The sequence below is a fragment of the Halomonas campaniensis genome (assembly GCF_014193375.1).
In the GTDB taxonomy this organism is placed as follows: Bacteria; Pseudomonadota; Gammaproteobacteria; order Pseudomonadales; family Halomonadaceae; genus Halomonas; species Halomonas campaniensis.
In genome coordinates this window covers 96134-110933 of record NZ_JACHZF010000010.1, presented here as the reverse complement: position 1 = coordinate 110933, position 14800 = coordinate 96134, and the positions used below count along the sequence as shown (strand labels likewise).

Annotated in this window: 15 protein-coding genes and 1 other RNA gene; 7 read left to right on the top strand and 9 right to left on the bottom strand. The window is 67.9% G+C overall.

Annotated elements, in window-relative coordinates; translation table 11 throughout:
* Positions 1 to 25: 25 nt before the first annotated feature.
* A complete protein-coding gene (locus BDK63_RS08510; protein WP_183330943.1) occupies positions 26 to 982 on the top strand; it encodes an HNH endonuclease in 957 nt (318 codons plus the stop codon).
* Between the two features lie 87 nt (positions 983 to 1069).
* Here BDK63_RS08510 and dnaJ read toward each other — a convergent pair whose 3' ends face one another.
* The 3 genes from dnaJ to grpE form a co-directional block, all read right to left on the bottom strand.
* Positions 1070 to 2221, bottom strand: coding sequence for a molecular chaperone DnaJ (gene dnaJ / locus BDK63_RS08505; protein ID WP_183330942.1), 1152 nt, complete (start codon positions 2219 to 2221; stop codon positions 1070 to 1072).
* A gap of 91 nt (positions 2222 to 2312) precedes the next feature.
* Positions 2313 to 4244: a molecular chaperone DnaK gene (gene dnaK, locus BDK63_RS08500; RefSeq protein ID WP_183330941.1), complete on the bottom strand. Its 1932-nt coding sequence runs from the start codon at positions 4242 to 4244 to the stop codon at positions 2313 to 2315.
* A gap of 129 nt (positions 4245 to 4373) precedes the next feature.
* Positions 4374 to 4991, bottom strand: a complete 618-nt coding sequence (gene grpE, locus BDK63_RS08495) for a nucleotide exchange factor GrpE (protein WP_183330940.1) — start codon at positions 4989 to 4991, stop codon at positions 4374 to 4376.
* A 261-nt stretch (positions 4992 to 5252) separates the two neighbouring features.
* Here grpE and recN point away from each other — a divergent pair, with 261 nt between their 5' ends.
* Positions 5253 to 6926: a DNA repair protein RecN gene (gene recN, locus BDK63_RS08490; RefSeq protein ID WP_183330939.1), complete on the top strand. Its 1674-nt coding sequence runs from the start codon at positions 5253 to 5255 to the stop codon at positions 6924 to 6926.
* A gap of 103 nt (positions 6927 to 7029) precedes the next feature.
* Here recN and fur read toward each other — a convergent pair whose 3' ends face one another.
* A complete protein-coding gene (gene fur, locus BDK63_RS08485) occupies positions 7030 to 7476 on the bottom strand; it encodes a ferric iron uptake transcriptional regulator (RefSeq protein WP_183330938.1) in 447 nt (148 codons plus the stop codon).
* A gap of 72 nt (positions 7477 to 7548) precedes the next feature.
* Between fur and BDK63_RS08480 the strand changes: the two genes are divergently transcribed.
* A complete protein-coding gene (locus BDK63_RS08480) occupies positions 7549 to 8013 on the top strand; it encodes an outer membrane protein assembly factor BamE (protein WP_183330937.1) in 465 nt (154 codons plus the stop codon).
* 49 nt (positions 8014 to 8062) lie between these two features.
* Here BDK63_RS08480 and BDK63_RS08475 read toward each other — a convergent pair whose 3' ends face one another.
* Together BDK63_RS08475 and BDK63_RS08470 are read right to left on the bottom strand one after the other, a co-directional pair.
* The gene (locus tag BDK63_RS08475; protein WP_246385952.1) at positions 8063 to 8362 is read right to left on the bottom strand and encodes an RnfH family protein; all 300 of its coding nucleotides are present in this window, start codon (positions 8360 to 8362) and stop codon (positions 8063 to 8065) included.
* 4 nt (positions 8363 to 8366) lie between these two features.
* The gene (locus BDK63_RS08470; protein WP_183330935.1) at positions 8367 to 8801 is read right to left on the bottom strand and encodes a type II toxin-antitoxin system RatA family toxin; all 435 of its coding nucleotides are present in this window, start codon (positions 8799 to 8801) and stop codon (positions 8367 to 8369) included.
* Between the two features lie 129 nt (positions 8802 to 8930).
* On the opposite strand from BDK63_RS08470, the gene smpB reads away from it, so the two are divergent.
* From smpB to nspC, 4 genes are all read left to right on the top strand, one after another.
* On the top strand, positions 8931 to 9422 hold the full coding sequence (smpB, locus tag BDK63_RS08465) for an SsrA-binding protein SmpB (protein ID WP_183330934.1): 492 nt from the start codon (positions 8931 to 8933) through the stop codon (positions 9420 to 9422).
* A 40-nt stretch (positions 9423 to 9462) separates the two neighbouring features.
* Positions 9463 to 9843: a transfer-messenger RNA gene (ssrA, locus tag BDK63_RS08460) on the top strand.
* A 322-nt stretch (positions 9844 to 10165) separates the two neighbouring features.
* Positions 10166 to 11365: a saccharopine dehydrogenase family protein gene (locus BDK63_RS08455; RefSeq protein WP_183330933.1), complete on the top strand. Its 1200-nt coding sequence runs from the start codon at positions 10166 to 10168 to the stop codon at positions 11363 to 11365.
* A gap of 3 nt (positions 11366 to 11368) precedes the next feature.
* Positions 11369 to 12535, top strand: a complete 1167-nt coding sequence (gene nspC / locus BDK63_RS08450) for a carboxynorspermidine decarboxylase (protein WP_183330932.1) — start codon at positions 11369 to 11371, stop codon at positions 12533 to 12535.
* Positions 12536 to 12599: 64 nt separating this feature from the next.
* On the opposite strand, the gene BDK63_RS08445 is transcribed toward nspC, so the two are convergent.
* From BDK63_RS08445 to phnN, 3 genes are read right to left on the bottom strand one after another with little or no spacing between them, the layout of a single operon-like run.
* Entirely contained in the window at positions 12600 to 13448 is an 849-nt protein-coding gene (locus BDK63_RS08445; protein ID WP_183330931.1) for an EamA family transporter, read from the bottom strand.
* Positions 13445 to 14212, bottom strand: a complete 768-nt coding sequence (phnP, locus tag BDK63_RS08440) for a phosphonate metabolism protein PhnP (protein ID WP_183330930.1) — start codon at positions 14210 to 14212, stop codon at positions 13445 to 13447. Before phnP ends, BDK63_RS08445 begins: the two co-directional genes overlap by 4 nt.
* Positions 14203 to 14790, bottom strand: a complete 588-nt coding sequence (phnN, locus tag BDK63_RS08435) for a phosphonate metabolism protein/1,5-bisphosphokinase (PRPP-forming) PhnN (RefSeq protein ID WP_183330929.1) — start codon at positions 14788 to 14790, stop codon at positions 14203 to 14205. Before phnN ends, phnP begins: the two co-directional genes overlap by 10 nt.
* Between the last annotated feature and the right edge of the window lie 10 nt (positions 14791 to 14800).

Below are 14800 nucleotides of genomic sequence, written 5' to 3'. Positions count from 1 at the left end.
CCTGACGGAACACGGGGAGATCGCCATGGAGGAGACACTTGGCTGCCTGACACGGCTGAGGGTCGGGCACAGCAAGGGAAAGCCGGCCCCCAACAAGCCCTGCCTGCTGTTGGCCATCATCTGCGAGATCCAGGCGGGGCATATCGTCTCGCCCCGGGTCGCCATCGACGATCGGCTGCTTGCCCGCTATCACGACCTGTACGAGCTTGCCGCCGGCAAACGGGAGCATGCACGCCCCTGGCTGCCTCTCTGGTTCCTCACCAGCGACAAGGGCCCCGGTGATGAAGGTGGGACCCTCTGGCAGCCCGTGCTCTCGGAGGCACTGAACGCGGTCATCGACCAGTTGGGAGCGCCCAAGTCTCTCGATCAGTTGCTCAAGCGCTTTACCACCGCCCGGCTTCACCCGGCGCTCTATGACTTGCTGGAACAGGAGACCTCAGCCCGAGAAGCCGCCGCACTGATCATCGCCCGCCATTTCACGTCCAGCGCCGACCTGCAGGCACGACTGCATGACTACCTGGAAGAGGCCTTTGCCAGTGGCGCCTACGAGAAGGCACCAGAGCAGCTCAAGGGCTCAAGACCCGGCTCACCCCAGCAGGAAAAGGCCCGCTCCGCCGCCTTTCGCTCGCTGGTACTGGACGCCTACGACTACCGCTGCGCGGCGAGCCGGCTGCGCTATATCACCCCCGACTACCGCTACCTGGTGGAGGCCGCCCACCTGGTGCCCTTCGCCGAGAGCCAGGACGACCGCCCGATGAATGGCATCGCGCTGACACCCAACCTGCACTGGGCCATGGACAGCCAGCTGATCGCCCCTGGCCCTGACCACCGCTGGCACGTCAGCCCGGCGGTGGACGCCCTGGTGCCCGACAACCTCTGGCTTTGCGAGCTGGACGGCCAGCCGCTGGTGCTGCCTCAGGATCCGCGCTGGCAACCGGATCGCGACGCCCTGGCCTGGCGCCTGGACCACCTCCAGCGCTGAGCGCGCCTCACCCGGCCCTGAACGCGACCGGGCCCCGGCATCTCACGATGCCGGGGCCCGGTCTGTCTCCACGAGGCACGATGCCACTTACGGCTTCATGTCCTCGAAGAACTTCTTCACGCCGTCGAAGAAGCCGCTCTTCCTGGGCGAGTGGTGGGCGCTGTTGGTGCCGCCGAGGCTGTCCTGGAACTGGCGCAGCAGCTCCTTCTGATCCTCGTTGAGCTTCACCGGGGTCTCCACCACCACCTTGCAGAGCAGATCGCCGGCGGGGCCGCCGCGCACCGGCTTGACGCCCTTGCCGCGCAGGCGGAAGAGCTTGCCGGTCTGGGTCTCCGGCGGGATCTTCAGCTTGACCCGGCCGTCCAGGGTCGGCACCTCCAGCTCGCCACCCAGGGCGGCATCGACGAAGTTGATCGGCACCTCGCACTGCAGGTGGCGGCCGTCGCGCTGGAAGATGTGGTGCGGCTTGATCGCCACCTGGACATAGAGGTCCCCGGGCGGCCCGCCGTTGAGGCCGGCCTCGCCCTCGCCATTGAGGCGGATGCGGTCGCCGGTATCCACCCCGGCCGGGATCTTCACCGACAGGGTGCGGGTCTCGCGCACGCGGCCCTCGCCGTTGCACTTGTGGCAGGGCACCTTGATGTGCTGCCCGGAGCCGTGGCAGGTCGGGCAGGTCTGCTGCACGGCGAAGAAGCCCTGCTGCATGCGCACCTGGCCATGGCCGGCACAGGTCGGGCAGGTCTCCTTGCTGGAGCCCGGCTCGGCACCGCCGCCGTCGCAGCGTTCGCACTCCACGTGGCGCGGCACGCGGATATCCACGGTGGTGCCGGCCACGGCGCTCTCGAGGTCGAGCTCGAGGTTGTAGCGCAGGTCGCTGCCGCGGGCCGGGGCGTTGGGATTGCGGCGCCCGCCACCCCCGCCGAAGATGTCGCCGAAGACATCGCCGAAGATGTCGCTGAAGCCCCCGGGACCGGCGCCACCGAAGCCGCCGCCGCCGAAGCCGCCGGCCTGGCCGTCCACGCCGGCGTGGCCGAACTGGTCATAGGCGGCGCGCTTCTCGCCGTCGCTGAGCACCTCGTAGGCCTCGGAGACCTCGCGGAACTTCTCCGCCGAGGTCTCGTCGTCGGGGTTGCGGTCGGGGTGGTACTTCTGGGCCAGGCGTCGGTAGGCCTTCTTGATCTCTTTCTGATCGGCCCCGCGCTCTACGCCCAGCACCTCGTAATAATCACGTTTGGACATGGATCGGTCCGCCTCCGTCGCGGTACCGCGGAAACACCAACGCGGGAGTCTGGCCCCCGCGCTGGCGTCATCCGTGGTTCAGATGCGTGGTTTACTGCTTTTTCTGGTCGTCGTTGACTTCTTCGTACTCGGCGTCGACCACGTCATCTTCCTGCTTGGCGCCGGCGTCGCCGGCCTCGCCACCGCCCTGCTGGGCCGCCTCGGCCTGCTCGGCGTACATCTTCTGGGCCAGGTTGCCGGAGGCCTCGGTCAGCTTGTCCAGCTTGGCCTGGATGTCGTCCTTGTCGTCGCCCTTGATGGCCTCCTCGAGCTCCTTGGCGGCGCTCTCGATGGCCTGCTTCTCCTCGTCGCTGGCCTTGTCGCCGGCCTCCTCGACGGTCTTGCGGGCGGCGTGGATCATGCCGTCGGCCTGGTTGCGCAGCTGCACCAGCTCCTCGAACTTCTTGTCCTCGTCGGCATGGGCCTCGGCATCGCGGACCATCTGCTCGATCTCGTCGTCGGACAGGCCGCTGGAGGCCTTGATGACGATGGACTGCTCCTTGCCGGTGGCCTTGTCCTTGGCGGACACGTTGAGGATGCCGTTGGCGTCCAGGTCGAAGGCGACCTCGATCTGCGGCACGCCGCGCGGCGCCGGCGGGATGTCGGCCAGGTCGAAGCGGCCCAGCGACTTGTTGCCGCCCGCCTGCTTGCGCTCGCCCTGCAGCACGTGGATGGTCACGGCGGTCTGGTTGTCATCCGCGGTCGAGAAGGTCTGGGTCTTCTTGGTCGGGATGGTGGTGTTCTTCTCGATCAGCGGGGTCATCACGCCGCCCAGGGTCTCGATGCCCAGGGTCAGCGGGGTGACGTCGAGCAGCAGCACGTCCTTGACGTCGCCGCCCAGCACGCCGCCCTGGATGGCGGCACCCACGGCCACGGCCTCGTCCGGGTTGACGTCCTTGCGCGCCTCCTTGCCGAAGAAGTCGGCCACGCTCTTCTGCACCATCGGCATGCGGGTCTGGCCGCCGACCAGGATCACGTCGTCGATCTCGGAGGCGGAGAGGCCGGCATCCTTCAGGGCGATCTTGCACGGATCGAGGGAGCGCTTGACCAGGTCCTCCACCAGCGACTCCAGCTTGGCCCGGGTCACCTTGACGTTGAGGTGCTTGGGACCGGTGTTGTCCGCCGTGATGTAGGGCAGGTTGACGTCGGTCTGCTGGGCGCTGGAGAGCTCGATCTTGGCCTTCTCGGCGGCTTCCTTGAGGCGCTGCATGGCCAGGTTGTCGCCGGAGAGATCGATGCCGCTGTCCGACTTGAACTGATCGACCAGGTAGTTGATCAGGTGCATGTCGAAGTCTTCACCACCCAGGAAGGTGTCGCCGTTGGTGGCCAGCACCTCGAACTGGGTCTCGCCGTCGACGTCCGCCACCTCGATGATGGAGATGTCGAAGGTGCCGCCGCCCAGGTCGTAGACCGCGATGGTCTTGTCGCCGCGGGACTTGTCCATGCCGTAGGCCAGGGCCGCCGCGGTCGGCTCGTTGATGATGCGCTTGACCTCGAGGCCGGCGATGCGGCCGGCATCCTTGGTGGCCTGGCGCTGGCTGTCGTTGAAGTAGGCCGGCACGGTGATGACCGCCTCGGTGACCTCTTCACCCAGGTAGTCTTCCGCGGTCTTCTTCATCTTCTTCAGCACTTCGGCGCTGACCTGCGGCGGTGCCAGCTTCTTGCCCTTCACTTCCACCCAGGCGTCGCCGTTGTCGGCCTCGGTGATGGTGTAGGGCACCATCTTGATGTCCTTCTGGACGACGTCGTCCTTGAAGCGACGGCCGATCAGGCGCTTGATGGCGTAGAGGGTGTTCTGCGGGTTGGTGACCGCCTGGCGCTTGGCCGCCTGACCCACCAGGGTCTCGCCATCATCGGTGTAGGCGATGATGGACGGCGTGGTGCGTGCGCCCTCGGCGTTCTCGATCACCTTGGCGCTGTCGCCGTCGAGCACGGCAACACAGGAGTTGGTGGTCCCCAGGTCAATACCGATGATGCGTCCCATAGGAAATCCTCGAAAGTCGTTGCAATGAATCTGAGAGTCGTGTTCTGCGGCGTGCGCCGCGGAGTTGTCGTCTATCTGGGGGCCGCATGACGCTTTTCAAGCCCCGCGGCACGGATTTGTTGACCCGCGTCAGCCGGCGGCCTGGCTGACCACCACCATGGCCGGGCGGACCAGACGGCCGTTGAGCAGGTAGCCCTTCTGCATCACTTCCATGACGGTGTTGGGCTCCATCTCCGGGTTGGGCACCATGGCCATGGCCTCGTGGAACTGCGGGTCGAAGGGCTCGCCGGCGGGCTCCACCACCTCGACGCCGAACTTGGCCAGCACGTCCTGCTGCATCTTCAGGGTCATGGAGACGCCCTCACGATGGGCCTCGGTGGCCTCGTCGGCCATGGCCTCCAGCGCCTTCTCCAGGCTGTCGACCACCGGCAGCAGCTCCTTGACGAACTTCTCCAGGGCGAACTTGCGGGCCTTCTCGGCTTCCTGCTCGGCGCGGCGGCGCACGTTCTGCGCCTCGGCGGCGGCACGCAGCGCCTGGTCCTTGGCCTCGGCCACGCTCTGCTCGAGCTCCTCGACGCGGGCCGCCAGCACCTCGGCCTCCGGGTTGTCGACGCCGTCGCTGACGGCCTCGGCCTGCTCGGCCGCCTCGACGGCTTCCTCCAGCTCGCCCTCGGCCGGCTGCGGGTCGGCGTCCTGCTCCTGGCGGGCGAGTTCCTCGTCCAGCGGGGTCTGGGGGTCTTTGGCCATGGGTCTCTCCTGAAGCGGTTTGCTGAATAACGGGTGCGGCGGCCCCTGGCCACCGGCAGACAAGACGGTCGGGTTGACTCGGTGCTGCGGGGTATATGGGGCTGGCTGTGGCGAACTCAAGGCGGGAAGCGAGCGGCAGGCGACGAACCGTGCATTGTTGGCCATCCTCGACTACTGTATAAACGAACACATAATGGATGAATGACCAGTAGTCTGCCGGCCGCCGCGGGGCGTTGGCCGGCACAGCCCCCGGGAGGCGTCATGCTGACTGAACTCGCCATTCGTGACTTCGCCATCGTCGACCACCTCGAGCTGGAGCTCGCCGGCGGCATGACCGCCATCACCGGCGAGACCGGTGCCGGCAAGTCGATCCTGCTCGGCGCCCTGGGGCTCTGCCTGGGCGAGCGCGCCGATACCGGCAGCGTGCGCCATGGCGCCGAGCGCGCCGACCTCTCGGCGCGCTTCGACATCCGCCAGCTGCCCGAGGCACGCGCCTGGCTCGAGGCCCGCGAGCTGCCCGCCGACGACTGCCTGCTGCGCCGGGTGGTCACCGCGGCCGGTCGCTCCCGGGCGTGGATCAATGGCCAGCCCGCCACCATCGCCGACCTCAAGGCGCTGGGCGAACGGCTGGTCGAGATCCACGGCCAGCACGCCCACCAGGCGCTGCTGCGCGAGGAGACCCACCTGCGCCTGCTCGACGACTTCGCCGGCCACCGCGAGGCGGTGGGCGAGATGGCCGAGACCTTCCGCGCCTGGCAGGCGGCGCGGCGCCGGCTCAAGCGCCTGGCCGACGACGGCGACGAGCTGGCGGCACGCCGTCAGCTGGTGCGCTACCAGGTGGAAGAGCTGGACCAGCTGGCCCTGGCCGAGGGCGAGCTGAAGGGGCTGGAGGAGGAGCAGGAGGAGCTGGCCCACGCCGAGGAGCGCCTGCGCGAGGCGCAGTTCGCCGCCGAGTGCTGCGACAACGACGAGGGCGGCGCCGTCACCCTGCTGACCCAGGCGATCAACCGCCTCTCGACGCTGCCGGGAAGCGACCGCGGCAGCCTGGCCGAGTCCCTGGCGATGCTCGGCGAGGCGCGCATCCAGGTCGAGGAGGCGGCCCGCGAGCTCAACCACTTCGCCGCCGGCACCGAGCTCGACCCGGAGCGGCTGGCCTGGGTGGAGGAGCGCCTGGGCGAGGTGCATCGGCTGGCCCGCAAGCACCACGTGATGCCCGAGGAGCTCACCGAACGGCACCGCGCCCTGCAGGCCGAGCTGGCGGGGCTCGAGGCGGGCGACCAGGACCTCGAGGTGCTCTCCGCCGAGGTCGACACCCTGCGCGAACGCTGGAAGGAGCAGGCGCGGCGCGTCGGCGAGGCGCGACGCCAGGCGGCCCGGCGCTTCGGCAAGGCCGTTCAGGAGCAGCTCGCCTTCCTGGCCATGGGCAAGGCGCGCTTCGAGGTGGAGATCGAGACCCGGGAGACCCCGGCGGCGGAGGGCCTGGAGGCCCTGCGCTTCCTGATCAGCGCCAACCCGGGCCAGCCGCCGCGGCCGCTGGCCCGGGTCGCCTCCGGCGGCGAGCTGTCGCGGATCAGCCTGGCGATCCAGGTGGTGGCCGCCCGCCACTCCACCATTCCCAGCCTGGTGTTCGACGAGGTGGACGTGGGCGTCTCCGGGGCCACCGCCGAGATCGTCGGCCAGCTGCTGCGCCGGCTGGGCGAGCAGGGCCAGGTGATGACCGTGACCCACCTGCCCCAGGTGGCCGCCCAGGCCCACCAGCACCTGCATATCGAGAAGCAGGCCGAGCGCGACACCACCCTGACGCGCATGGCGCTGCTCGACGAGGCCGGCCGGGTCGGCGAGCTGGCCCGCATGCTGGGCGGCGTCAACCTCTCCGACAGGACCCTGGCCCATGCCCGGGAGATGCTGGACGCCAGCCAGCGCCCCCACCACTGAGCGCGACAGCCTCTCGGACCACTCTCCATTCCCCCCAAAAACGCCGACGGCCCCGATCAATGATCGGGGCCGTCGGCCGGAAGGGGCAGCGGTCGCGGGACGACTACTTGCGGGGAGCGCCATCCTGGCGGGTGGCATTGGAGCCACGGGGGCGCACGTAGAGCACCAGGGCATGATCCACCAGCTCGTAGCCGTGCTCCTCGGCGATCTCCTGCTGGCGCCGCTCGATGGTCTCGTCGAAGAACTCGATGATCTCGCCACTGTCGAGGCACACCATATGGTCGTGGTGCTCCTCCTGGGAGATCTCGAAGACCGCGTGGCCGCCGTCGAAGTTGTGGCGCACCACGAGGCCCGCCGATTCGAACTGGGTCAGCACCCGGTAGACGGTGGCGAGGCCCACGTCCTCTCCGGCGTCCAGCAGGGTCTTGTAGACATCCTCGGCGCTCAGGTGATGCTCACCCTGGGCGTTCTCGAGGATCTGCAGGATCTTCACGCGCGGCAGGGTCACCTTCAGACCGGCCTTGCGTAGTTCATGGTTCTGGTCGGCCATGGTTGCTCTTCGCAGTATCGGGTAGGGTCGGGTATGATCGACCGAAACCACGATAGTGAAGAACAGGCGCAAATGCAAAAGCTGACCAGAATCGTCACCCTTTCTGCCGCCCTGCTGATGGCCAGCGGCTGCAGCTACTTCGGGGTCTACAAGCGCGACATCCCCCAGGGCAACCTGGTGACCGCCGACATGGTGGACCAGCTGCGCCCCGGCATGAGCCGCGATGAGGTGGTCTACCTGATGGGCCGGCCGCTGCTCGAAGCGCCCTTCGACTCCAGCCAGTGGGACTATGTCTTCCGCCTGGACGAGGCCTATGGCGAGGTGGAACGCCGCCGGGTCACCCTGACCTTCGCGGGCAATCGCCTGATGGATATCCAGCGGGAGGGGGATCTGAGCCAGGACATCGAGCTGCGTCCGACCGAGAGCGTCGGCCCCCGGGTGGAGGGCAGCGACCCCCTCGATGGCATGCCGCAGCAGCCCCGCCCGGACGCCGGCGGCACCGTGCCCCAGGGGGGCGAGACCTCCAGCGACTTCTGAGCCGCCCCCATGCCTGGACGCCCCGCACCGGCACCTGCCGGGCGGGGCGTCAGCGTTTCTCGCGGGCGGCGCGGGCGGCACGCGCCGCCTTGGGATCGATCTCCAGCGGCCGGTAGACCTCGACGCGATCCCCGGCGCGCAGCCGCTGGCCCGCCGGGTCGCGCAGCCGCCGCCCGAAGATGCCCAGGTCCGCCTCGGCGAAGGTCGCCGGCGGGCACTCGGGGAAGTGCTGTTCCAGCCCGGCCAGCGCCACCGCCTGACGTGCGGTAGTGCCCTCGGGGACCGCCAGGCTGACGATGCGCTGCCGGTCGGGCAGTGCGAAGGCCACCTCCACCTCGAGGCGTGACATTCCGCTAGCGGCCATAGAGCTGGTCGGCCCGGCGGGTGAACGAATCGACCAGCTGGCCCGCGACCTGCTGGAAGAGCTTGCCGAAGGCCATGCCCAGCAGGCGGTTGGCGAACTCGAACTCCATCTCCAGGCACACCTTGCAGGCGTTCTCGCCCATGGGGATGAACATCCAGCGCCCGCGCAGCCGCTTGAAGGGGCCGCTGACCAGCGACATCTCGATGCGCTCGGGCTCGATCAGGTCGTTGCGGGTCATGATGCTCTGCTCGATGCCGGCACGGCCCAGGGTCATCTCGCCGATCAGGTGCGAATCGTCACGTTCCACCAGGCGGGCACGACGGCAGCCCGGCAGGAACTCCGGATAGCGCTCGAAATCGTTGACCAGATCGAACATGTCCTGGGGGGTGTGCCGCACCATGGCGGTTCGGTTGACCGTTGGCATTGAGCTCTCCGCTGACTTCACAGTGCCCAGGGCGTATCATGAGCCGTTGTTCCAGGCCTTGAATGGTACCACGCTTCCCCCCATATCGAAGGGGCAGCCGCCACGGGCACGATCAAGATACGAGGTTTCATGGCCAACAAGAAAGGCAAGGGAAAGGGTCCCGGCAGCAACGTCATCGCCCAGAACAAGAAGGCTCGCTTCGAGTACCACATCGACGAGACCTTCGAGGCGGGCCTGGTGCTGTCCGGCTGGGAGGTCAAGAGCCTGCGCGCCGGCAAGGCGCAGCTGACCGACACCTACATCCTGGTCAAGAACGGCGAGGCCTGGCTGCTGGGCAGCCACATCATGCCGCTCAACACCGCCAGCACCCACGAGGTCGCCGACCCGATCCGCACCCGCAAGCTGCTGCTGCACAAGAAGGAGATCGCCAAGATCTTCTCGCGGACCCAGGACAAGGGGCACACCTGCGTGCCGCTGAAGCTCTACTGGAAGGGCAACCGGGTGAAGTGCGAGCTGGCCCTGGTGACGGGCAAGAAGCTGCACGACAAGCGCGCCACCGAGAAGGACCGCGACTGGCAGCGCCAGAAGGGCCGCGTGATGCGGGAACAAAACCGTGCCTGAGGTGTCGCAGAACTGAACATCCTGTTAGGATGATCGCTATGGGGGCGACATGGTTTCGACGCCGGTGACTACCCCTGCGGTGCATGCCGAGAGCGTGATGTATCTCGTAAATCCAACATCACGACTAAATAGTCGCAAACGACGACAACTACGCTCAGGGCGCGCTGGCAGCTTAAAGACTGCTAGCTTCTAGCCCGGCCCCGAAGTGATGTGCCCATTCATCACGGAGGGGATACGAGCCAAGAATGATGGGATCGCGATCGGTAGCGTCCTCATGCCGGTCGTTAAATCTAAGAGGAATCGCGTCGCTGGATCCTGACCGTCGGAGCCAGAGGCGTTAAATCAAAAGACGGAATCTAAGCATGTAGAGCCAATGGGCGCGTGCTGGCGGACGCGGGTTCAATTCCCGCCGCCTCCACCAACTCCATACGAATCAAGCACCTACGGGTGCTTTTTTCGTTTCTGGCCCTTTGCGACCCCGGTGGTACCCCCATCCACTCCCCTCTACCCGGGCCACCAGCGTCCGACGCGGGCCACCCCCGCGACCTTCGTCTTACGCTTGACGCGAAAACCACTTGATACCAGCCTCAGGGGACGCCATTATCAGCGCCCACTCGTCACCCCCCTGCGGGGAGCCGGGCGAGGCCAAGACCGGGGTGGCATCGGGTCGGGGGCGCCGAGGCGCTTCACTACCGATAAGACCCTACCACTGTTGACATTTCCCGATCTGGATTCGAACCCCCATGAGCAAAGTCCTGATTATCGGCGCCGGCGGCGTCGGCGGCGTCGTGACCCACAAGTGCGCCCAGCATCCCGAGGTCTTCAGCGAGATCCTGCTGGCCAGCCGCAACGAGGCGAAGTGCAAGGTGATTGCCGCCCAGCTGGATCGCCCGATCCAGACCGCCCAGGTGGACGCCGACAGCGTCGATGACCTGGTCAAGCTGATCGAGTCGTTCAAGCCCGACGTGCTGATCCACGTGGCCCTGCCCTATCAGGACCTGACCATCATGGAGGCCTGCCTGAAGACCGGCGTGCCCTACCTGGACACCGCCAACTACGAGCACCCCGACGAGGCGAAGTTCGAGTACAAGGAGCAGTGGGCCTTCCAGGACCGCTACGCCGAGGCCGGCAACATGGCCACCCTGGGCTGCGGCTTCGACCCGGGCATGACCAACATCTACTGCGCCTACGCCCAGAAGAACCTGTTCGACGAGATCCACCGCATCGACATCCTGGATGCCAACGGCGGCGACCACGGCTATCCCTTCGCCACCAACTTCAACCCGGAGATCAACATTCGCGAGATCACCGCGAAGGGTCGCTACTGGGAGAAGGGCGAGTGGAAGGAGACCGACCCGCTGGCAGTGAAGCGCAAGTTCGACTTCGACGGCATCGGCGAGAAGGACATCTACCTGCTCTACCACGAGGAGCTCGAGTCCCTCAGCCAGAACATCAAGGGGCTGGAGCGCATCCGCTTCTGGATGACCTTCTCCGACAAGTACATCACCCACCTGAAGGTGCTCGAGAACGTCGGCATGACCCGCATCGAGCCGATCACGGTGAACGGCACCGAGATCGCCCCGCTGGAGTTCCTGAAGGCGGTGCTGCCGGACCCGGCCTCGCTGGGCCCGCGCACCAAGGGCAAGACCAACATCGGCATCATCGCCGACGGCATCAAGGACGGTAAGCGTCGCAAGGTGTACATCTACAACATCTGCGACCACGAGGCGTGCTACGCGGAGGTCCAGTCCCAGGCGATCTCCTACACCACCGGCGTGCCGGCGGTGACCGGCGCCATGCTGATGCTGGAAGGGATCTGGAAGGGCGCGGGCGTGTTCAACGTCGAGCAGCTCGACCCCGACCCCTTCATGGCGCGCATCGGCGAGATGGGCCTGCCCTGGCAGGTGGTCGAGCTCGACCCCGACCACGACCCCCTGGCCTGAGCCATGGCGAACGCACGCGAGCAGGGCCGGGACTTCGACGTCCGGTCCTGCCCCTCACCGGCCTATGTGGTCGACGACGCCCTGCTGCGCCGCAACCTGGAACTGCTGGGGCAGGTCCAGGCGCGCAGCGGTGCGCGCATCCTGCTGGCCCTGAAGGGCTTCGCCATGTGGGACACCTTCCCGCTGGTGCGCCAGTACCTGGTGGGCACCACGTCCAGCGGCCAGGACGAGGCGCGCCTGGGGGCGGAGACCTTCGGCGGCGAGGTGCACTGCTACTCGCCGGCCTTCACCGAGGAGGAGATGGCGGTGGTGCTGCGCTACGCGGACCACCTGAGCTTCAACTCCCCGGGCCAGTGGCGGCGCTTCCGCGAGACCATCGCGGGCGCGCCCCGCCGGGTCTCCTGCGGCATGCGGGTCAACCCGGAGCACTCCACCGGTTCGGTGCCGCTCTATGACCCCTGCGCACCGGGCTCGCGGCTCGGCACCCGGGCGGCCGACCTCACCCCAGAGGTGATGGAGGGGCTCGAGGGGCTGCACTTCCACACCCTGTGCGAGCAGAACAGCGACGACCTGGAGTCGACCCTGGCGGCCTTCGAGGAGCGCTTCGGCCACTACCTCGCCGGCCTGAAGTGGGTCAACTTCGGGGGCGGGCACCACATCACCCGCGCCGACTACGACGTCGAGCGGCTGGTGGGGGTGATCCGCGGCTTCCGGGAGCGCCACCCCCACCTCACCGTCTACCTGGAGCCGGGCGAGGCGATCGCGCTCAACACCGGCTACCTGGTCTGCTCGGTGCTGGATATCGTCGAGAATGACGGCCCCATCGCCATCCTCGACACCTCCGCCACGGCGCACATGCCCGACGTGCTGGAGATGCCCTACCGGCCGCAGATCATCGGCGGCGGCGAGCCGAACGAGAAGGCCCACACCTACCGCCTGGGGGGCATGACCTGCCTCGCCGGCGACGTGATCGGCGACTACTCCTTCGACGCGCCGCTGCAGATCGGCGACCGCCTGGTGTTCACCGACATGGCCCACTACACCATGGTCAAGACCACCACCTTCAACGGCATCCGCCTGCCGTCGATCTGCCGCATCGACGAGGCGAGCCGCGAGGTGCGCACGGTCCGCACCTTCGGCTACGTGGACTACATGCAGCGGCTCAGCTGAGCCGAAGCCGGACCGGGCACCGCCACCGTCCACCCCAGGCGCCCGCTATACCCGCTATAAAAGGTCAACGCAGCGCCAGGATGACCAGCCCCAGGGTAATCACCACCATGCCCAGCACGCGCCGCCGCCAGGCGGCGCGCTCCCTGAACAGGAAGATCGACAGCAGCGTGGCAAACACGATGCCGGCGTTGGTGTAGGCCACTACCTCGGCCGCCGGCAGCTCGCGCATGGCGTGGATGACAAGGGCATAGGCCAGGCCGATGCAACTGCCGCCGACCAGACCCGCCACGGCGCCGATCCGCTGTGGCGGTCGCCAGCGCCGGGTCTGGCCATGCATGCGCCAGGTCAGGCACAGCCAGGCGGCCAGGTAACCCACCGAGAGGAACCCGACCAGCGCCATGAACGTCGGCAGGTGCGGCGTGGCCGCCTTGTCGCTCAACGAATAGAGGCTGGTCGCCAGCATGGCCAGCAGGGCCCACGGCAGCGCGCGACGGTCCGTGGCATGGCGCGCCGTCGAGGCCATGATCCAGAGGCCGACCACGCTGACGCCGATGCCCACCCAGGCCAGCAGCGGGAGCGACTGTCCCAGCAGCAGCGAACCCCATAGCGCGATGAGCAGCGGAGAGCTGCGCACCAGCGGGTAGACCAGCGCCACCGGAGCCTGCTCGTAGGCACGGGCCAGGCCCAGGAAGTAGATCGCATTGGCCGTCGCCGAGACCGCCAGCAGGGCCACCAACTCCAGCGACCACGACGCGCGGCTGGCCAATTCCCAGAAACCCCAGGGGGCAAACAGCAGCAGGTGCGCGAGCAGCACCCACCATAGCGGGTTGGCCTCCCGCGGCAGATGGCGCGCCATCAGGTTCCAGATCACGTGCATCGTCACGGACAGCGCCAGCGCCAGCGAGGCGCTCATCGATCACCCGCCGAGATCTCCACGATATCGCCATCGCCGGCCACCGCCACCCCTGGCGGCGTGTCGGCGCCTTCGGCGATCCGCCACGCGTCCAGCTCATGGCCGATATGGGTGAGCCAGGTAAGGCGTGCACCCGCCTCGGTGGCGAGCCGCCGGGCCAGGTGCCAGTCGTTGTGGTTGCGCGGCTCGTCCCGGGGAGGAAAGGTGCAGTCGAGCGCCATCTCGAACGCCCCCCACCCCTGCAGGAAACCCATGGTCCCGGGCGGCAGGCCGAGGGTGTCGGTGAGGTAGGCGAAGCGCCCGCCCCGGCCATCCTCGATGGCATAGCCCAGGGTGGGCTTGGAGTGGATGAGCGGCAGCGGCGTGAAGTGGAGCCCTTTCACCTCGAACGGCGCGAACTTGCGGGCCGTCTCGAAGGCCAGCAGGCCAGGATGCTTGAAGAGGTCGGCACACCCCTCGCTGTCCGGTGGGCCGAAGACGGGAATCGCGGCGCCGCGCCCCCAGCGCATATGCAAAAGTCCCTGCACATGGTCGGCATGGTAGTGAGTGAGCACGATGGCATCCAGCGAGCCGGGCGGGAAGCGCTCGTGGAGATCCATCAGCCCGGCATCGATCAGCACCCGGGTACCGCCGCTCTCGACCAGTGCGCTGGACGGCCGACGCACATGTCGCGGGTCACCCCTCGCCCGCTCGCAGGCCGGGCAGTCACAGCCGTAGAGGGGCACGCCCCCCACGGCCCCGGTACCGAGAAAGGTCACGCGCATGGCAGCACCTCCCGGTGGCCTTCCCGGATCAGCCGCACCAGGGCCTCGCCGGCATCCTCGATCGTGCCGTCGTTGTCGATCCGGTGGCCCGCGAGACCCTCCGTGCGCAGCGCCGCGTGGCGCGCCAGACGCTGCTCGATGGCCACCGGCGTCTCACGGCCACGCGCCAGCAGGCGCTCGCGCAGGGTCTCGGTGGAGACCTCGATGGAAACCGGCACCAGCCGCGGATAGCGCGCTCGAGCCTGTTCCAGATAGCCCCGCGAGCCGTTGACCACCACGCTGATGTCGCCCGCCAGCCAGGCATCGATCTCGATGCCGATGGCGTAGCGCAGGCCGTGGCTTTCCCAGTGCATGGCGAACATCCCCCGCGCCAGCCGTGCGGCGAACTCTACCTCGCTCAGCGCCACGTGGTTCTCGCCACCGGCCCCGGCCTCCCGGGTGATGTAGCGGTGGGCGAAGCACGCCGCGCCCGTATCCGCCAGTCGCTGCCTGGCGTAGCTCATCAGGGTATCCTTGCCGCTGCCCGAGGCGCCCATCACGTAGATCAGGCGTGCCTCGCTGCCGTTCTCCCTGCCCATGCCCCTGCTC